The organism is Streptomyces sp. NBC_01089 (genome assembly GCF_045162975.1).
GTDB lineage: Bacteria > Actinomycetota > Actinomycetes > Streptomycetales > Streptomycetaceae > Streptomyces.
The window spans coordinates 5,369,116-5,388,067 of sequence record NZ_CP108660.1; the positions used below are offsets into that span (position 1 = coordinate 5,369,116).

Sequence of the window (18,952 nt, forward strand, 5' to 3'; positions counted from 1 at the left end):
AACGCGCCGTATGTTCAGGCATATGGCGACCGGGGAGCCCGTCGAACTCACGAGCCCGATGTCGTCGGTGAGGAAACTGGCCCGGCTCGCCTTCATCGCGGAGCAGTTCGGCTACCGCTACCTGGACGCCCGGCAGACCGGCGGCCGCAACAGCGTGCTCAAGATGCAGCTCGTCCCGGATCTCGACCCGCAGGTCCAGCAGCGCGCCGCGTGGAACCGTGCGAACTATCCGCAGGCCGCGGAGGGCGGGCCGCTCCCGCCCTTCAGGCCGGACGCGGTGGAACTGCTCAAGGCCCGGCTGAAGTTCGACCTGACCGGCAAGAACGCCGAACAGCGCATGCTGTACGGGGCGTTGGGGACGACCGTCGGCGCCGTGATCCTCGGCTACCGGACCGGCGGGGACGCCCTCTCGTATCTCATCGCGGCGATCATCTGGGCGGCGCTGATGGTGATCTTCGTGATCGGCTTCTTCGTCAACCGCAGCCGCCACGCGAAGTTCGCCGCGCTGTTGCAGTCGCAGGGCTTCGTACCGCTGACGGACGAGTCGGGCCGGGTGCGCTATCTGCCCCCGGGCAGCCAACTTCCTTACCAGGGAGGTCAGATGGGGGCCGGGCCGTACGGGGTCCCGGCGCAGGTGCCGTACGGGGCCTCGGGCCCGGTGCCGTACGGCGCACAGCCGCCTGGCCCGTACGCCGGAAACGGTCAGACCCCCGGCCCGTACGCCGGAAACGGCCAGACCCCCGGCCCGTACGGCGCCCAGCCCCAGGCGTACGCGCAGCCCCAGCAGCCGTATGCCCCCTCGGCCCCGCAGCCGTATGCCCCACCGGCCCCGCAGCCGCAGCCGTATGCCCAGCCACCGCAGGGCGACCCCCGGTCGTTCGGGCCGCCCCCGGCGTACGGCGGGCCGCCGCAGGGCTGACGCAGAGGGCGCGTCCGCCGTCCTGCCCGGGTCTGCCGCCGCCCCGGCGCCGCCCGCTTCTGTGTCGTTTGTTCTGCCGTGACCTGGCCGGTTACCGTCGCCGTACGCGCTCCCGGGAGGCTCACGCACCATGCACGACACCGCACCACCCCAGCAGGGCCCGCTCGCCGGGTTCACCGTCGGCGTCACCGCCGCCCGGCGCGCGGAGGAACTCATCGGGCTGCTCCAGCGGCGTGGTGCCGTCGTCCAGCACGCGCCGGCCCTGCGGATCGTGCCGCTCGCGGACGACAGCGAACTCCGTACCGCCACCGACGAGTTGATCGGGAACGCGCCGGACACCGTCATCGCGACCACCGCGGTCGGTTTCCGCGGCTGGATCGAGGCCGCCGGTGGCTGGGGCCTCGGCGACGCGCTGGCCGAGCGGCTGCGCGGGGCGGAGATCCTCGCGCGCGGACCCAAGGTCAAGGGTGCGATCCGGGCGGCCGGACTGCGCGAGAAGTGGTCGCCCGCCTCCGAGTCGATGGCCGAGGTGCTCGACCGGCTGCTCGCGCAGGGCGTCGCGGGCCGCCGGATCGCGGTGCAGCTCCACGGCGAGCCGCTGACCGAATTCGTGGCGGCGCTGCGGGACGCGGGCGCGGACGTGGTCGGCGTACCGGTGTACCGATGGCTGCCGCCCGAGGACATCGGCCCGCTCGACCGGCTGCTCGACGCGACGCTCGCCGGATCGGTCGACGCCCTGGCCTTCACCAGCGCGCCCGCCGCCGCCTCCCTGCTGGCCCGTGCGGAGGAGCGCGGGCTGCGGCCCGGTCTGATCGCCGCGTTCCGGCACGGTGTGGCGGCGGTCTGCGTGGGGCCGGTCACGGCGCTGCCCCTCCAGGCGCAGGGCATCGGCACCCTTCAGCCGGAGCGCTTCAGGCTCGGGCCGCTCGTGCAGGTCATCTGCCAGGAACTACCCGCCCGCGCGGTGGAGTTGACCGTCGCGGGCCACCGGGTGCAGCTCCGGGGCCAGGCGGTACTGGTGGACGGTGTGCTCCACCCCGTACCCCCGGCGGAGATGGCGCTGCTGCGCGCGCTCGCGCGCGACCCCGGCGAGGTGGTGTCCCGCGCGGATCTGCTGGCGGCGCTCCCGGGCACGGACCCCGGCGAGCACGGCGTGGACGCGGCGGTGGACCGGCTGCGGACGGCGCTGGGGGTGCCCGGTCCGGTGCGGACGGTCGCGGGGGAGGGCTACCGGCCGGCCGCCGAACCGGCAGGGGACGCGGAGCACGGCGACGGCGGCTGACGGGCCGGGGGCGGCGGCCGTACCGCGGGCCCCTGGCGCTACCGTGCCGGGATGATGACCGAAGGAATCCGGCTCCGCCCGGTCGAGCTCTCCGATGTCGAAGCCCTCACCGCCGCCGTCTGCCGCAACCGGGCGCACACCGAGCCCTGGGACCCGGCCAGGCCCGAGTCGTTCTACACGGCCGACGGCCAGCTGGAGCGCCTTCGGACCCTGCTGGCCGAGCGGGACGCAGGCCGGCTGATGCCGTGGGTGCTGGAGGAGACCGCGACCGGGCGGATCGTGGGGGCCATCACCCTCAACAACATCATCCGCGGCCCGCTCTGCAGCGCTGTCGTCGGCTACTGGGTCGATGCCGGCTGTACGGGCCGGGGCGTGGCCTCCGCCGCTGTCGAAGAGGTCTGCCGGATCGCCCGCGACGAGCTGGGACTGCACCGGATCGAGGCCGGCACGCTCCTCGACAACGTTGCCTCGCAGCGGGTGCTCACCAAGTGCGGCTTCGAGTCCTTCGGGGTGGCGCCCCGCTATCTGCACATCAACGGCGAGTGGCGCGACAACCGGCTCTTCCAGCGGATCCTGCACGACGACAACTGAGTACGCGCCGACCGAGTACGCGCCGACCGAGTACGTACCGACCGAGTACGTACCGACCGAGTGCGCATCGACCGAGTACGTACCGACCGAGTGCGCACCAAGCGCGCCGGCGGCAGGGGTTACGGCACGGCATGCGGCCGGGCACTGTAAGAGGTATGGGTTCGCACGCGAACGAGCTGCGGTTCGACTCCGGGCGTATCTGCCTGGACCTGGTGGCGACAGGGACGGATTCCGTTGAACAACTCGACTGCGGGCGGCGGCTCGCCGCCTGGCTGACCGGCGCCGGGCTCGTCCCGGCCGCCACCCGGCTCCCGGCGCTCGGCGCCGACTGGCTGCACGCCTTCACCGAACTCCGCGCGTACGTGGCCGAGTTGATACGGGCCGAGGTCGCGGGCCGTCCCGCGGAGAGAGCGCTGGACGAGGTCAACGCGTGTGCGGCGGGCGCACCGCCGGGCCTGCGGGCGGTACGGGGTGAGGGCGGCCGTCTCGTCCGGGAGCTGGCCGCCGCCCCCGAGCGCGACGCGCTGCTCGCGGTCGTCGCCCGTGACGCCGTCGAACTGCTCACCGACCCGGGCGCCCGCGCGCTGCTGCGCCAGTGCGAGGGCGACAACTGCCGTCGGCTGTATCTCGACACCTCCCGGGGCCACCGGCGGCGCTGGTGCTCCAGCGAGGTGTGCGGCAACCGCGAGCGCGTCGCCAGACACCGCCGCCGGGCGGCCGTCGCGGCCCGCGCCTGAGGGAGAGCCGCCGCACGCACGGGGAACGCCGGAGGAACACCGACGGGACGCCGACGGAACGTCGGCCGTAACGCCGACGGAACGGCGCCTGACATACGCTCCCCCTTCGCATAGGGTTGACGGTCGCCCAATGCATGCAAGAAGGGGGCCTCAGTGGCCGCGCAGGACGCCGCTGTCGACTCGGTCAGGGACCGCGAGATCGCCACCGAGCAGGAGCACCTCGATCAGGTGTACCGACGCCTCGAGGAGAAGATCCACGAGGCTGAATTCCTCATGAACGACGCCGCCCAGCGCGGCCAGGTCGGCACGCCGGGCGCTCTCGCCGAGCGGGACGCCCAGGTCTTCCGGGCAGGTATCCACCTCAACCGCCTCAACAACGAGTTCGAGGACTTCCTCTTCGGACGTATCGACCTGCTTCAGGGCAAGGACGGCAAGAAGGGCCCGGACGGCGCGTACACGGCCGTCGAGCCGGCCGACGACGCCGTACGCCCCGACGACACCGCCGATGTCGCCGAGACCCTGCACATCGGCCGGATCGGGGTCCTGGACTCCGACTACTCGCCGCTGGTCATCGACTGGCGGGCGCCGGCCGCCGCGCCGTTCTACCGGTCGACCCCGGTCGACCCGGGGCGGGTCGTCCGCCGCCGGGTCATCCGCTCCAAGGGCCGCCGGGTCCTCGGGGTCGAGGACGACCTGATGCGCCCCGAGCTGAGCGCTTCGCTGGACGGCGCCCCGCTGGCCGTCATCGGGGACGGCGCGCTGATGGCCGCGCTCGGCCAGGCCCGCAGCCACACCATGCGGGACATCGTCTCGTCCATCCAGGCCGAGCAGGACCTGGTGATCCGGGCGCCCGCGGCATCCGTCACCGAGGTCTCCGGCGGCCCCGGCACCGGCAAGACGGCTGTGGCGCTCCACCGTGCCGCGTACCTGCTCTACCAGGACCGCCGCAAGTACGCGGGCGGCATCCTGATCGTCTCGCCGACCCCGCTGCTCGTGGCGTACACCGAGGGTGTGCTGCCCTCGCTCGGCGAGGAGGGCCAGGTCGCGATCCGCGCGGTCGGCTCGCTGGTGGACGGCGCGGAGGCGACGGCGTACGACGAACCGGCCGTGGCCCGCGTCAAGGGCTCGTCGCGGATGCTCCAGGTGCTGCGCAGGGCGGCGCGCGGGGCGCTGGAGAGCCCGGCGCCGCGCCCGGCACGGCAGCGGACCCGCGGTGATTCAGCCGGCCGCGCGGGCGACGGGCAGCTGTCCTTCGGCGACCCCGACCCGCGGTCCGACGATCCGCAGGGCGCGCAGGAGCCGCAGGACGCACCGTCACCCGGCACCCCCGACCGGCTGCGGGTGGTCGTCTTCGGCGGCCGGCTCGAGCTCGAATCGGACGAGCTCCGGCGTATCCGGCAGAACGTCCTCGGCGGCACCGCGCCCGTCAACCTGCTGCGCCCGCGCGCCAGGCGGCTGCTGCTCGACGCGCTGTGGGCCAAGTCGGGCGGCCGGGCGCGGGGCGCTTCCTCGTACGCGAGCGACCCCGAACTGGCCGCCGAGCTGCGTTCGTCCTTCGACGACGACGTGACGGGCGAGGACAGCTTCACCGACTTCCTGGACGCCTGGTGGCCGGAGCTGACCCCGCGCGGGGTGCTCGCCGCGATGGCCGACGAGCGCAGGCTCGGCCGCTGGGCCCGCCGGGTGCTCAACCAGGGCGAGGTGCGCAGGCTGGCCCGCTCGTTGCGGCGCGAGGCGCTCTCGGTGCACGACGTGGCGCTCCTGGACGAACTCCAGGCGCTGCTGGGCACACCGCACCGGCCGAGGAAGAAGCGCGAGTACGACCCACTGGACCAGCTCACCGGTCTCGACGAGCTGATGCCGCACCGCGAGGAGACCCAGTGGGAGCGGGCCGAGCGGCTGGCGCAGGAGCGCACCGAGTACGCGCACGTCATCGTCGACGAGGCGCAGGACCTGACGCCCATGCAGTGGCGGATGGTCGGCCGCCGCGGCCGCCAGGCGACCTGGACGGTCGTGGGTGACGCGGCGCAGTCGTCGTGGTCGGCCCCGGACGAGGCGGCGGAGGCCCGCGACGAGGCGCTCGGCGCCCGCCCGCGCCGCCGCTTCACCCTGACCGTCAACTACCGCAACCCGGCGGAGATCGCCGAGCTGGCGGCGAAGGTGCTGGCGCTGGCCATGCCGGGCATGGAGTCGCCGTCGGCGGTCCGCTCCACCGGGGTCGAGCCGCGCTTCGCCGTCGTACCCGGCGGTGACCTGGCGGGCACGGTGCGGGCGGAGGCGGAGCTGCTGCTCGGCCGGGTCGACGGCACGGTCGGTGTGGTGGTCGCCATGAACCGGCGCGAGCAGGCCAGGAGGTGGCTGGCCGGGCTGGGGGACCGGGTGGTGGCGCTGGGCAGCCTGGAGGCGAAGGGCCTGGAGTACGACGCGACGGTCGTGGTGTCGCCCGCGGAGATCGCGGACGAGTCACCGGCCGGGCTGCGGGTCCTGTACGTGGCGCTGACCCGTGCCACGCAGCAGCTCACGGTGGTCTCCGCGGCCGGTGACGCGCCCGACGGCGACGGCGTACCCGACCTGCTGCGGGACTGACGGCGCGGGTCGACGGCGCGGGCCGGCGGGTCGACGGCGCGGGCCGGGGGCGCGGTCCCGCAAGACCGTTCCGGAAGACCGTTCCGGAGTCAATGCGCCGCAGGGGAATCACTTTCCCGGGTGGTTTGTTAACCTGGTCGTGACACCGGCTCGATCCAAGCCCCCGGGCCCAACCTTCGTCGCTTCGAGCGACCACTTGCCGCGAGGCGAGCATGGCGGGCCGGTGTCACTCAGTTGAAGAAAGTCCGTACCGCCCTCGGGTGGTACGGACTTTTTCTGTTTCCGTCCTGGTCGGCGTAACTTTCTGCGGCCGTTCGCCGCTGGGGGTTCCCCGACCAGGTGGTTTCTCGTATGGTGGAAAACACTTTCCGAATGGAAGGCCCCATTACCAGCTACTGGCTGGTAGGTGCGACCATCGGATGCGTTTTACTGAACAGCCAGGGAAAAGCAAAGGAAGTCGGCCATGGCAACGGCGCCCAGCGTCTCGTACTCGATCACGGCGCGTCTGGAGGTCCCCGCGAGCGGGACCGCGGTCAGCCAGCTCACCACGGCCGTGGAGTCCTCCGGTGGCTCGGTCACCGGCCTCGACGTCACCGCTTCCGGTCACGAGAAGCTGCGGATCGATGTCACCATCGCCGCCTCCTCCACCGACCACGCCAACCAGATCGTGCAGCAGCTCAAGGGCATCGAGGGGGTCGAGCTCGGGAAGGTCTCCGACCGTACCTTCCTGATGCACCTCGGCGGCAAGATCGAGATGGCGTCCAAGCACCCCATCCGCAACCGTGACGACCTCTCGATGATCTACACCCCCGGGGTGGCCCGCGTCTGCATGGCGATCGCGGACAACCCGGAGGACGCCCGCCGGCTCACCATCAAGCGCAACTCCGTTGCAGTGGTGACGGACGGCTCGGCCGTGCTGGGTCTCGGCAACATCGGTCCGAAGGCCGCGCTGCCGGTCATGGAGGGCAAGGCGGCCCTCTTCAAGCGCTTCGCGGGGATCGACGCCTGGCCGCTCTGCCTCGACACCCAGGACTCCGACGCGATCGTGGAGATCGTCAAGGCCATCGCGCCCGGCTTCGCCGGCATCAACCTGGAGGACATCTCGGCGCCCCGCTGCTTCGAGATCGAGGCCCGGCTGCGCGAGGCCCTCGACATCCCGGTCTTCCACGACGACCAGCACGGCACCGCGATCGTCGTGCTCGCCGCGCTGACCAACGCACTGCGCGTGGTGGACAAGGAGTTCAGCGAGGTCCGGGTGGTCATGTCCGGCGCCGGAGCTGCCGGTACGGCCATTCTGAAACTGCTCCTGGCGGCCGGCGTCAAGCACGCGGTCGTCGCCGACATCCACGGTGTGGTGCACGCGGGCCGCGCGGACCTGGTCGACGCCGCGCCCGAGTCGCCGCTGCGCTGGATCGCCGACAACACCAACCCCGAAGGTGTGACCGGCACGTTGAAGGAGGCCGTGGTCGGCGCCGACATCTTCATCGGTGTCTCGGCCCCCAACGTGCTGGACGGCGAGGACGTCGCGGCCATGGCGGACGGCGCCATTGTGTTCGCTCTTGCGAATCCCGACCCCGAGGTCGACCCGGCGATCGCCCGTCAGACGGCGGCAGTTGTGGCCACCGGCCGGTCGGACTTCCCGAACCAGATCAACAACGTGCTGGTCTTCCCCGGTGTCTTCCGCGGTCTGCTCGACGCCCAGTCCCGTACCGTCAACACGGAGATGATGCTGGCCGCCGCCGGCGCGCTCGCCGATGTCGTCGGCGCGGACGAGCTCAACGCGAACTACATCATCCCGTCGGTCTTCAACGACAAGGTCGCCGGGGCGGTCGCGGGAGCGGTCAGGTCGGCCGCGAAGGCCGCCGGTGTGACGGTTTCGACGCCCACGTCCGCCTGACGCTCGGCGCGTCGCGGGACTCGCGGCCCCAAACGCCCCTTTAGGGTGGCGGGAAATGAGCCCCTGGGCGCCCACAGCCGGGTTTCACGGAGTCGACGGAGCGTCACCGTCCCGGGACAGTGACGCGTTCGTGTGACTCCGGTGAGTGCCGGATTGGCTTTCCCGCCGTTGGTGGGGGCAGGATGCATATTCGGGCGCGAGGGTCTGACGTCAGACCCGGGTCCGGGGACTGTCCTAGGGCCCTGGCAGCATCGGCTTCGATCTCACGCCTTACAGGCAAGAAGAACACGGGAGTAACAACATGAACCGCAGTGAGCTGGTGGCCGCCCTGGCCGATCGTGCCGAGGTGACTCGTAAGGACGCCGACGCCGTTCTGGCCGCTCTCGCCGAGACGGTCGGCGAGATCGTCGCCAAGGGCGACGAGAAGGTCACCATCCCCGGCTTCCTGACCTTCGAGCGCACCCACCGTGCCGCTCGCACCGCGCGTAACCCGCAGACCGGCGACCCGATCAACATCCCCGCCGGCTACAGCGTGAAGGTCTCCGCGGGCTCGAAGCTCAAGGAAGCCGCGAAGGGCAAGTAACCCCGAGCGCAAAGCACGTGACGGAGGGCGGCCACCCGGTCAGGGCGGGCCGCCCTCCGGCATGTCCGGGCGGCGTTCTCAGACCTGTCCGGCCCCGGTGGCCGCGCTGTGGCCCTGGCCGCCGTTCTCCCGGAACGTCAGCAGGTCCACGGCCGTCAGGGACGCGACGACGGTGGTACGCGGCCCCGCGGCGATGCCAGGGACCGTGGGGACCGCCAGCAGACGGCACCCCGCCGCCAGCGCCGCAGCGGCCCCGGTCGGGGTGTCCTCCACGGCCAGACAGCGCGCCGGATCGGCGCCCAGCGCGGCCGCCGCCGCCAGATACGGGTCCGGATGGGGCTTTCCGCGCGCCGATTCGCCCGAGGCCACGGACGCGGCGAACCGGTGCGCGCCGAGCGTGCCGAGCACCATGTCCGCCACATGCCGCTCCGAAGCGGTCACCAGGGCCACCGCGATGCCCAGCGCGGCCGCCTGGTCGAGCAGGCGCAGGGCGCCCGGCTGGACGGTGACCCCGGAGGCCACGCCCGCCGTGAAGTCCCGGTCGAGGCGGGCCGCGGCATCGGCCACCGTCAGTCCGACGCCGTGCTCGTGGACCGCGCGTTCCGCCGCGTCGGCCACCGCGGCCCCGGCGTAGGCCGCCACGACGGCGGGCCCCGCGGGGACACCCTCGGCGCTGAGCAGCCGGGCGACGGTCTGCAGCCAGGCGTGCTCGGTGTCGACGAGGGTGCCGTCCATGTCGCACAGCAGCGCCGCGGGGAGCGTCATGAGGGCTCGCTTTTCTGTTCCGGTGCGGTACGGGCCAGGGGGTTGGCCTGTATGGAGTTGCGTACGGTGAAGACGACCGAGCCGGGGCGGTAGCGGTCGTCCGAGGTCTCGACGGGCCGTCCGTCGGCGGTGAGCGTGGTGCGCCGCACCCGCAGCAGCGGGCTGCCGCGCCGTACCCGCAGTTCACGGGCGTCGACGGTGCCGGCGGCCACGGCGTCCAGATGGTGCTCGCCGTGCGCGAAGACCAGCCCGGTGTCGTCGAGGAGCCGCTGCGTGACGGACTCGCAGCCGGCGGGCAGCGCCTCGACGGCGTCGGCGGTCCAGCCCGCGTACACCGTGCGCTCCAGCAGGACCGGGTCGCCGTCCAGGGTGCGCAGCCGCAGGACACGCAGCACGGCGTCGCCCGGTGCCAGTTGGAGCAGCGCGGCCTCCTCGGCGCTCGCACCCGCGCGTACGGAGTCCAGGACGAGCCCGCCGGGGAGGTGCCCGCCGGCCCGCGCCCACTGCGCGAAACTGCGCAGTTCGGTGAAGCTCTGACTGGGTGTGGTGCTCAGCACAGTGTGGCGCGTGCCCTGCCGTGACCCGAGCAGCCCCTCGGCGAGCAGCGTCGCCAGGGCCTGGCGGACGGTGCCGCGCGAAACGCCGTGCACGGCCGCGAGTTCGGTCTCCGACGGCAGCGCCGAACCGACCGGAAACCGGCCTTCCGCGAGGTCACGGCGGAGAGTCTCGGCAATCTCCTGATGCCGTCGGGTCACGTCACTCCTCCTGGTGGGCCCGGTGTTCCGGGCGACGGCTGATCATGTCATCTGTGCACACCGTCATGCATCCCACGGAGGGTCGATGTATGTGTCTCACCGATCCGCGAGATCTTAAACCAAACTTTCGATAACGCTTCTGACCTGCGGTTTTTAGGATCGTTCGGGGTTGTTTGACGGTCGTCTTGCTGTTAGCTTGCCCAGGCTTACTGACTGATGGCTTGTCCAGACAAGTGGCTGGCCTTGAATCGCAGGAGTACAACGTGAACCCATCCCGACCGGCCCGCTTCGCAGGCATCGCGGCAGCCGTGCTCGCCACCGCGGCGGTGGCCAGTGGCTGCGGGGCCGCCCCCACCGCCGACGCCGCGGACAGCAAGGCGGCGAAGGCGGAATCGGCGGCGGACCTCGGCGGGATGGCGGCCCTCGCCAAGGAGGCCAAGAAGGAAGGCACGCTCAACGTCTACGCGCTGGCGCCCGACTGGGCCAACTACGGCGAGATGATCTCGGCCTTCGAGAAGAAGTACGGCATCAAGGTCAACAACGAGAACCCGGGCGGCAGCAGCCAGCAGGCCCTCAACGCGGCGGCCAAGCGCAAGGGCCAGGACCGGGCCGTCGACGCGCTCGACCTCGGCACCGCGTACATGCAGCAGGCCAAGGCGCAGAAGCTGCTCGCCCCGTACAAGGTCACCGGCTGGAACGGCATACCCGCGGCCCAGAAGCAGGCCGACGGCTCGTATCTGAACAACTACGGCGGCTATATCTCGATCGGCTGCGACGCCAAGGCCGTCACGCACTGCCCGAAGACCTTCAAGGACCTGCTGAAGCCCGAGTACAAGGACAAGGTCGCCCTGAACGGCAACCCGGGCGAGTCCAGTTCGGCGCTGGCCGCCGTCTTCGCCGCCTCGCTGGCCAACGGCGGCTCCCTCGACGACGTACAGCCCGGCCTCGACTTCTTCAAGGAGCTGAAGAAGAAGGGCAATTACGTCCCCGCCGAGTCGACCCTCGCCACCATCCAGAAGGGCGAGACGCCCATCTCGATCGACTGGGACTACCTCAACCTCGGTTACGCGGCCAAGCTGAAGGCCAAGGGCGTCGACTGGCAGGTCACCGCCCCGTCCGACGCCGCGTACTCCAACTACTACAACCAGGGCGTCAACAAGTACGCCCCGCACCCGGCGGCCGCCCGGCTGTGGCTGGAGTTCCTCTACAGCACCGAGGGCCAGAACATCTGGCTGCGCGGCTTCTCCCGCCCCGCGCTGCTCGACGTGATGGAGAAGAACGGCACCGCCGACAAGGCCGCCAAGGCCCTTCCGCGCGTGGAGGGCACCGCGAAGACCGCGAGCCCCGCCCAGGAGGCCAAGGCCAAGGAAGCCGTCGTCCAGGGCTGGGCCAAGGCGGTCAGCTGACGATGGCCGACCAAGCCGTTGGTACGGCGGTCGCCGCCGGGGCGAAACCGGCCGTACGCCGCCGGGGCCGCCACCGCTGGCCCGCCGTCCTCCCGTACTTCGTCTTCCTCGCCCTCTGCTTCGGCCTGCCCGCGGGCACCATGGCGTACAACGCCTTCATGGTCACCGACGCGAGCGGCGCGGCGCACTTCGGCACCGACAACGTCAGCAACTCGCTCTCCGGGGCCTACGCGACCGGGCTCACCGGAAGCGTCGAACTCTCCGTCGTCAGCGCCCTGCTGGCCACCCTCTTCGGCGCGCTGATCGCCCAGGCCGTCGCCACGTCGAAGCGCCCGGCCCTGCGCAAGGCCGTCGTCGCGGCCTCCGGCGTCTTCGCCAACTTCAGCGGCGCGCCGCTCGCCTTCGCCTTCATCGCCACCCTCGGCACCACCGGCACGCTCACCAGGCTGCTGTCGCTGCACTCCACCGGCTTCAGCCTCTACAGCTTCACCGGCCTGGTGCTCGCCTACCTCTACTTCATGATCCCGCTGATGGTGGTCACCGTGCTGCCCGCGCTCGACGGGCTGCGCACCCAGTGGCAGGAGGCCGCCGCGTCCTGCGGAGCCACCCGTCGGCAGTTCTGGCTGCACATCGGCATCCCGGTGCTGACGCCCTCGCTGCTCGGCGGCGCGGTCCTCATGTTCGGCACCGCCTTCGCCTCGCAGGCCACCGCGGCGGTGATGACCGGGAGTTCGGTGCCGCTGATCACCCTCCAGATCTCCAACGCCCTCAACGGCAACGTGCTGGCCGGGCAGGAGAACCTGGCGCTCGCCATGAGCCTCAACATGGTCGTGATCGCGCTGCTCGTGATGGCCGTACAGATCCCGCTGCAGCGACGGAGTGCCCGATGGCTCGGATGACGACAGCAGGCACGGCCGGGCGCACCCGCGGACCGGTGCTCGTGCTGGCCGCGCTCTACTTCCTGGTGCCGGTCGTGGCCTCGCTCTGGTTCACGGTCGACAACGCCGACGGGATCAGCTTCGACCCGTACACCAAGGGCCTCGGCTCCGACGGGATGACCAGCAGCCTGCTGCTCTCGCTGGGGCTCGGGCTCGCCACCGTCGTCCTCGGGCTCGCCCTGATGGTGCCCACGACGGTCGCGGTCGCCCTGTACTTCCCCGGGCTGCGGCGCACGGTCGAGATCCTCTCGATGATGCCGCTCGTGGTGCCGCCGATCGCGCTGGTCGCCGGCGTCAGCACCGTCCTGTCCTGGCAGCAGGACCTGTCCACGACCCCGCTCTACGGGACCTTCCAGGCCCTGCAGAACAAGGACTTCCCGCTGATCCTCGTGCTGGTCTACACGGTGATGTCGCTGCCGTTCCTGTTCCGCTCGCTGGACGCGGGGCTGCGCGCGGTCGATCTCCGTACGCTCGTCGAGGCGTCCCGGAGCCTGGGCGCGTCGCGCACCCAGACCCTGCTGCGGGTCGTCGTACCGAACCTGCGCTCCGCGGTGATCGGCGGGGCCGTGCTCAGCCTGGCCATGGTGCTCGGCGAGTACACCGTCGCCTCCGTGCTCGGCTTCGCACCGTTCGCCGTCTGGATGGTGCAGGTCGGCGACAGCGAGGCCCAGCTCTCCGTCGCCGCCGCGATGCTGAGCCTGCTGATCAGCTGGGGGCTGCTGCTCCTCCTCACCACCCTGGCCGGCGGCCGCAACCGAAGGAAGGCCACAGCATGAGCGTCCCCGTCCAACTCAGGAACCTGCGGAGGGACTTCGGCCCCACGGTGGCGCTCGCCGGTCTCGACCTGGACATCGGGCCCGGCGAACTGGTCGCGCTCCTCGGCCCTTCCGGGTGCGGGAAGACCACCGCGCTGCGCATCATCGCGGGCTTCGAATCCGCGGACAGCGGCGAGCTGCTGATGGACGGGAAGGACGTCACCGCCGTCCCCGCCCACCGGCGCGACATCGGCATGGTCTTCCAGTCGTACAGCCTCTTCCCGAACATGACAGCCGCCGAGAACGTGGCGTACGGGCTGCGGGTGCGGGGGAAGGCCGCTGCCGAGCGGCGGGCCCGCTCCGCCGAACTCCTCGACCTGGTCGGCCTCCCCGGCCGCGGGGACCACTACCCGCACCAGCTCTCCGGCGGCCAGCAGCAGCGCGTGGCACTGGCCCGCGCGCTCGCCGTCCAGCCGAAGGTGCTGCTCCTCGACGAGCCGCTGTCGGCGCTCGACGCCAAGGTGCGGCTCACGCTGCGCGAGGAGATCCGCCGTATCCAGCTTGAGCTGGCCATCACCACGGTCTTCGTCACGCACGACCAGGAGGAGGCGCTGTCCATGGCGGACCGCGTCGCCGTGATGAAGGACGGCAGGCTCGAGCAGTGCGCGGCGCCTTCCGAGCTGTACGAACGTCCGGCGACGCCGTTCGTGGCCGAGTTCGTGGGCACGATGAACCGGCTGCCCGGCACGGTCCGCGACGGGGGAGTGGTGGAGCTCTTCGGGCGCCGGCTCCCCATCCACGGGGACGCGCCGGCCGCCGGCCGTGAGGTCGACGTCCTGCTGCGGCCCGAGGGGCTCGCGGTGGGCGCGGCGGACGCGGACGGGGGGACCGGGGCGACCGTGCGGGTGGCGACCTTCCTCGGGCCCACCACGCGGCTGCACCTCACCACGGACGGTGGGCTCGCGCTCAAGGCCGATCTGCCCAGCTGGGAGGCCGGGAAGCTCACGGTGGGGGCCCGGTGCACGCTGTCGCCGCACGAGAATCCGGTGCTTGTGGCTGAGCGGTGACGGGTGGGTGGTGCTGGGTGTGGGCGGCGCCGAAGGGTGCGGGTTCGTATCGCGCAGCCTTCGGCGCGCTCGTCCTCAAGCGCCGGACGGGCTGATTGTGCCCCCGCGCTCAGACCAGTGCCGCTCCCGGCAGTTCCACCTTCGCGCCCAGTTCGATCAGCTTGTCCAGGAAGTTCTCGTAGCCGCGGTTGATCAGGTCGATGCCGTGCACCCGGGACGTGCCCTGGGCCGCCAGTGCCGCGATCAGGTACGAGAAGCCGCCGCGCAGGTCGGGGATGACCAGGTCGGCGCCCTGCAGCTTGGTGGGGCCGCTGACGACCGCCGAGTGCAGGAAGTTGCGCTGGCCGAAGCGGCAGTCCGAGCCGCCCAGGCACTCGCGGTAGAGCTGGATGTGCGCGCCCATCTGGTTCAGCGCGGACGTGAAGCCGAGCCGGGACTCGTACACCGTCTCGTGGACGATGGACAGGCCGCTCGCCTGCGTCAGCGCCACCACCAGCGGCTGCTGCCAGTCGGTCTGGAAGCCGGGGTGGACGTCCGTCTCCAGGGCGATGGCGTTGAGCGGGCCGCCCGGGTGCCAGAAGCGGATGCCCTCGTCGTCGATCTCGAAGGCGCCGCCGACCCGGCGGAAGGTGTTGAGGAAGGTCATCATCGAGCGCTGCTGGGCGCCGCGCACATAGATGTTGCCCTCGGTCGCCAGCGCGGCCGACGCCCAGGACGCGGCCTCCAGACGGTCCGGGAGTGCCCGGTGGTTGTAGCCGCCTAGCTGGTCGACACCGGTGATCCGGATCGTCCGGTCGGTGTCCATCGAGATGATCGCGCCCATCTTCTGCAGTACGCAGATGAGGTCCTCGATCTCCGGCTCGACGGCCGCGTTCGACAGCTCGGTGACGCCCTCGGCGAGCACGGCCGTCAGCAGCACCTGCTCGGTCGAGCCGACCGACGGGTACGGCAGCCGGATCTTGCAGCCGCGCAGCCGCTGCGGGGCCTCCAGATACTGGCCGTCCGCCCGCTTCTCGATCGTCGCGCCGAACTGGCGCAGCACCTCGAAGTGGAAGTCGATCGGCCGGCCGCCGATGTCGCAGCCGCCGAGACCGGGGATGAACGCGTGACCCAGCCGGTGCAGCAGCGGGCCGCAGAAGAGGATCGGGATGCGCGACGAGCCCGCGTGGGCGTCGATGTCCGCGACGTTGGCGCTCTCGACGTGCGACGGGTCGAGGATCAGCTCGCCCGGTTCCTCACCGGGGAGGACGGTCACACCGTGCAGCTGGAGCAGCCCGCGTACGACGCGTACGTCCCGGATGTCGGGCACATTGCGCAGTCTGCTCGGACCGCTGCCCAGCAGGGCGGCGACCATCGCCTTGGGCACGAGGTTCTTCGCGCCGCGAACGCGGATCTCGCCCTCGAGCGGGTTGCCGCCGTGGACGAGCAGGACATCGTCGGTGCCAGTGCCGGTCATGAATCTCGCGTTCCGGTGGAGGGGGGTGGACAGAGGGGCAGTCTCACAGAGTAAGGGGCGAACACCCCCTTTCCGTAAGGCAAAGGGGGGCTGTGGTGCGTCATGACTTCGCTACAACACGCTCCGTACGGGATCTGTCACGGCGCGCCGCCGCCACCGGTCCCGCGCGCAGCCGCCTCCGCCGCCCGCGGGAGCCCGCTCCTCCCGTGCTTCTCCCGCGCTGAGCTGCGCCGGATGCGCGCTCCCGGCACCCGCGCCCCACGGAGCGCGAATGTGCGGGATCATGTGTCCCATGACGGAGGTGTCCTCGCTCACAGGGCGGCTGCTCGTGGCCACCCCCGCCCTGGCGGACCCGAATTTCGACCGTGCCGTGGTGCTCGTCCTCGACCATGACGGGGAGGGCTCGCTCGGGGTGGTGCTGAACCGCCCGACCCCGGTAGGCGTCGGTGACATTCTGGCGGGCTGGGAGCAGCTCACCGGGGAGCCGGGCGTCGTCTTCCAGGGCGGCCCGGTCTCGCTGGACTCGGCGCTCGGTATCGCGGTGATCCCCGGCGGCGGCAAGGCGACCGAGCTCTCCGGCATCGACGAGCCCACCCCCCGGCGCAGGCCGTGGGGCGACGCGGCCACCGGGCTGCGGCGCCGCGCGGACCGTAACGACCCCATCGGCTGGCGGCGGGTGTACGGCGCGATCGGCCTGGTCGATCTGGAGACCCCGCCCGAGCTGCTCGCGGCGGCGCTCGGCTCGCTGCGGATCTTCGCCGGTTACGCGGGCTGGGGCCCGGGACAGCTGGCCGCCGAGGTGACGGCGGGGGCCTGGTACGTGGTCGATTCGGAGCCCGGCGATGTGTCGTCGCCCGACCCGGAGGGGCTGTGGCGGTCGGTGCTGAGGCGCCAGCGGAGCGGTCTGGCGATGATCGCCACCTATCCGGACGACCCTTCGCTGAACTGAAGGCGGAATGAGTCAGTACCCTTGGCCCTCATGAGCACTCTTGAGCCCGAGCGCGGGGCAGGTACGGGGACCCTCGTAGAACCGACGCCCCAGGTGTCGAACGGCGACGGCGACCACGAGCGCTTCGCCCACTATGTCCAGAAGGACAAGATCATGGCGAGCGCGCTGGAAGGCACGCCTGTTGTCGCACTCTGCGGCAAGGTCTGGGTGCCGGGCCGCGACCCGAAGAAGTATCCGGTCTGCCCCATGTGCAAGGAGATCTACGAGTCCATGGGCGCCGGTGGCGACAAGGACAAGGGCGGCAAGGACGGCGGCAAGAAGTAGCGCCCCGTACCACCCCGCCCGTCCCACCGCAGGCGTACGGCGCGGCCGCGGCCTCCCCGGGGAGGCGGGCCGCTCCTCCGCCCTATCCCGGTGAATTGGTCTATGCCACTGGCCGGTAGGTCCGGCAGGATGGGCGCATGGATCTGATTCCCGCGCCCCTCGGCGCACAGGACACGCAGAACGGCGGCGCGTTCACCCTGGACGCCGGCACGGTCATCGACGCCGGACCCGGCACCGAGGGGGTCGCCCGGTGGCTGCGGCAGGTGCTCGGCGACGCGACCGGACTGCCACTGGGGGCCGGTGCTGGTGCTGATGCGGTGGAGGGTGCCGGTTCGGGCGGGGCCGTCCGGCTGCGGATCGATCCCGCGCTCGCGTCGGGCGCACCGGGCGGCAGCCCCGAGGCGTACACGCTCACCGTCGACAGCGGCGGTGTCCGCCTCGACGGCCGCAGCGCGGCCGGTCTCTTCTGGGGTGCGCAGACACTCCGTCAGCTGCTCGGCCCCGACGCCTTCCGCCGGGCCCCGCTGCGGCCGGGTGCCCCGTGGCGGATCCCCGGCTGCGCCATCGAGGACAGCCCCCGCTTCGGCTGGCGCGGCATGATGCTCGATGTGGCACGGCACTTCATGCCCAAGGACGGCGTACTGCGCTATATCGACCTCCTCGCCGCCCACAAGCTCAACGTCTTCCACTTCCACCTCACCGACGACCAGGGCTGGCGCATCGAGATCAAGCGCTACCCGCGGCTGACGGAGGTCGGCGCCTGGCGCTCCCGTACGAAGTGGGGGCACCGCGCGTCACCGCTCTGGGACGAGAAGCCGCACGGCGGTTACTACACCCAGGACGACATCCGCGAGATCGTCGCGTACGCGGCGGAGCGGCACATCACCGTCGTCCCCGAGATCGACATCCCGGGCCACTCGCAGGCCGCCATCGCCGCCTATCCGGAGCTGGGCAACACCGACGTCATCGACACGGCCGCCCTCACCGTCTGGGACACCTGGGGCGTCAACCCCAATGTGCTCACCCCGACGGAGAGTTCGCTGCGCTTCTACGAAGGAGTACTGGAGGAGGTCCTGGACCTCTTCCCCTCGGCCTTCATCCACCTCGGCGGCGACGAGTGCCCCAAGGACCAGTGGAAGGAGTCCGCGGCCGCGCAGGCGAACATCGAAGGACTGGGACTCGGCAACGAGGACGAACTCCAGTCCTGGTTCATCCTGCACTTCGACCGGTGGCTGGCCGAGCGCGGCCGGCGTCTCATCGGCTGGGACGAAATCCTGGAAGGCGGACTCGCGCCCGGCGCTGCCGTCTCCTCCTGGCGCGGTTACGCGGCCGGGATCGCCGCGGCCGAGGCGGGCCACGACGTCGTCATGTGCCCCGAGCAGCAGGTGTATCTGGACCACCGGCAGGACGGCGGCGACGACGAGCCGATGCCCATCGGTTACGTCCGCACCCTGGAGGACGTCTACCGCTTCGAGCCCGTACCGCCGCAGCTGAGCCCCGAGGGCGCCGCCCATGTACTCGGCACCCAGGCCAACGTCTGGACCGAGGTGATGGAGAACCAGAGCCGGGTGGACTACCAGGTGTTCCCCAGGCTCGCCGCCTTCGCCGAGGTCGCCTGGTCGGCACTGCCGGAACCGGCGGCCCGCGACTTCGACGGATTCGGCCGGCGGATGACCGCGCACTACGCCCGACTTGACGCGCTCGGTGTCCAGTACCGGCCGCCCGGCGGCCCGTTGCCCTCGCAGCAGCGGCCCGCTCCCGGCGGTCTCGCGCCCGCGGCGCTCGGACGCCCGATCGAGGGGGCGCCCCCAAACGTGTGAGCGTGCGGGCAAGGTGTGTACCGGGCTCCGGGCGCTCCGCAACCATGGACCGCCGGGTCGAACAACTCAGGCAACGGGTGCAGAAGAGCGGTAATCGGCACTTCACGGCAATGTCGCGTGAA

The 18,952-nt window shown here is 71.6% G+C and carries 17 protein-coding genes; 14 read left to right on the forward strand and 3 right to left on the reverse strand.

The features are described 5' to 3' along the window. Positions 1–22 precede the first annotated feature (22 nt). From OG510_RS24100 to OG510_RS24130, 7 genes are all read left to right on the forward strand, one after another. A complete protein-coding gene (locus tag OG510_RS24100) occupies positions 23–919 on the forward strand; it encodes a hypothetical protein (RefSeq protein ID WP_406139485.1) in 897 nt (298 codons plus the stop codon). Between the two features lie 130 nt (positions 920–1,049). After that, positions 1,050–2,201, forward strand: a complete 1,152-nt coding sequence (locus OG510_RS24105) for a uroporphyrinogen-III synthase (RefSeq protein WP_406139487.1) — start codon at positions 1,050–1,052, stop codon at positions 2,199–2,201. Between the two features lie 51 nt (positions 2,202–2,252). Further along, positions 2,253–2,792: a GNAT family N-acetyltransferase gene (locus OG510_RS24110; protein ID WP_406139489.1), complete on the forward strand. Its 540-nt coding sequence runs from the start codon at positions 2,253–2,255 to the stop codon at positions 2,790–2,792. A gap of 155 nt (positions 2,793–2,947) precedes the next feature. Beyond that, positions 2,948–3,529 carry a CGNR zinc finger domain-containing protein gene (locus tag OG510_RS24115; protein WP_406139491.1) on the forward strand — a complete coding sequence of 194 codons (582 nt, stop codon included), beginning with the start codon at positions 2,948–2,950 and terminating at the stop codon, positions 3,527–3,529. A gap of 153 nt (positions 3,530–3,682) precedes the next feature. Further along, entirely contained in the window at positions 3,683–6,115 is a 2,433-nt protein-coding gene (locus tag OG510_RS24120; RefSeq protein ID WP_406139493.1) for a HelD family protein, read from the forward strand. Between the two features lie 463 nt (positions 6,116–6,578). Next, positions 6,579–8,012, forward strand: a complete 1,434-nt coding sequence (locus OG510_RS24125) for an NAD-dependent malic enzyme (RefSeq protein ID WP_406139494.1) — start codon at positions 6,579–6,581, stop codon at positions 8,010–8,012. A gap of 301 nt (positions 8,013–8,313) precedes the next feature. After that, positions 8,314–8,595 carry an HU family DNA-binding protein gene (locus tag OG510_RS24130; RefSeq protein WP_003968811.1) on the forward strand — a complete coding sequence of 94 codons (282 nt, stop codon included), beginning with the start codon at positions 8,314–8,316 and terminating at the stop codon, positions 8,593–8,595. A 78-nt stretch (positions 8,596–8,673) separates the two neighbouring features. Here the strand turns inward: OG510_RS24130 and OG510_RS24135 are convergent, their stop codons facing one another. Both OG510_RS24135 and OG510_RS24140 read right to left on the reverse strand, forming a co-directional pair. Next, positions 8,674–9,360, reverse strand: a complete 687-nt coding sequence (locus OG510_RS24135; protein WP_406139496.1) for an HAD family hydrolase — start codon at positions 9,358–9,360, stop codon at positions 8,674–8,676. Then, the gene (locus OG510_RS24140) at positions 9,357–10,115 is read right to left on the reverse strand and encodes a GntR family transcriptional regulator (protein WP_406139498.1); all 759 of its coding nucleotides are present in this window, start codon (positions 10,113–10,115) and stop codon (positions 9,357–9,359) included. Before OG510_RS24140 ends, OG510_RS24135 begins: the two co-directional genes overlap by 4 nt. Before the next feature lie 263 nt (positions 10,116–10,378). Between OG510_RS24140 and OG510_RS24145 the strand changes: the two genes are divergently transcribed. The 4 genes from OG510_RS24145 to OG510_RS24160 are packed head-to-tail and all read left to right on the forward strand — an operon-like array spanning position 10,379 to position 14,281. Next, positions 10,379–11,521 (forward strand): ABC transporter substrate-binding protein, encoded by a 1,143-nt coding sequence (locus OG510_RS24145; protein WP_406139499.1) that lies wholly within the window; start codon positions 10,379–10,381, stop codon positions 11,519–11,521. A gap of 2 nt (positions 11,522–11,523) precedes the next feature. Next, complete coding sequence (locus tag OG510_RS24150; protein WP_406139501.1) at positions 11,524–12,420, forward strand: ABC transporter permease; 897 nt, start codon at positions 11,524–11,526, stop codon at positions 12,418–12,420. Next, positions 12,408–13,235, forward strand: coding sequence for an ABC transporter permease subunit (locus tag OG510_RS24155; protein WP_164266018.1), 828 nt, complete (start codon positions 12,408–12,410; stop codon positions 13,233–13,235). Before OG510_RS24150 ends, OG510_RS24155 begins: the two co-directional genes overlap by 13 nt. After that, on the forward strand, positions 13,232–14,281 hold the full coding sequence (locus tag OG510_RS24160) for an ABC transporter ATP-binding protein (RefSeq protein WP_406139503.1): 1,050 nt from the start codon (positions 13,232–13,234) through the stop codon (positions 14,279–14,281). Before OG510_RS24155 ends, OG510_RS24160 begins: the two co-directional genes overlap by 4 nt. 109 nt (positions 14,282–14,390) lie before the next feature. Here OG510_RS24160 and murA read toward each other — a convergent pair whose 3' ends face one another. Then, a complete protein-coding gene (gene murA, locus OG510_RS24165; protein ID WP_406139505.1) occupies positions 14,391–15,737 on the reverse strand; it encodes a UDP-N-acetylglucosamine 1-carboxyvinyltransferase in 1,347 nt (448 codons plus the stop codon). Positions 15,738–16,029: 292 nt separating this feature from the next. Between murA and OG510_RS24170 the strand changes: the two genes are divergently transcribed. The 3 genes from OG510_RS24170 (at position 16,030) to OG510_RS24180 (ending at position 18,830) form a co-directional block, all read left to right on the forward strand. Continuing rightward, positions 16,030–16,686 carry a YqgE/AlgH family protein gene (locus OG510_RS24170; RefSeq protein ID WP_406139507.1) on the forward strand — a complete coding sequence of 219 codons (657 nt, stop codon included), beginning with the start codon at positions 16,030–16,032 and terminating at the stop codon, positions 16,684–16,686. 30 nt (positions 16,687–16,716) lie between these two features. Next, entirely contained in the window at positions 16,717–17,010 is a 294-nt protein-coding gene (locus OG510_RS24175) for a DUF3039 domain-containing protein (RefSeq protein WP_164266014.1), read from the forward strand. Between the two features lie 137 nt (positions 17,011–17,147). After that, entirely contained in the window at positions 17,148–18,830 is a 1,683-nt protein-coding gene (locus OG510_RS24180) for a beta-N-acetylhexosaminidase (RefSeq protein WP_406139509.1), read from the forward strand. Positions 18,831–18,952 lie beyond the last annotated feature (122 nt).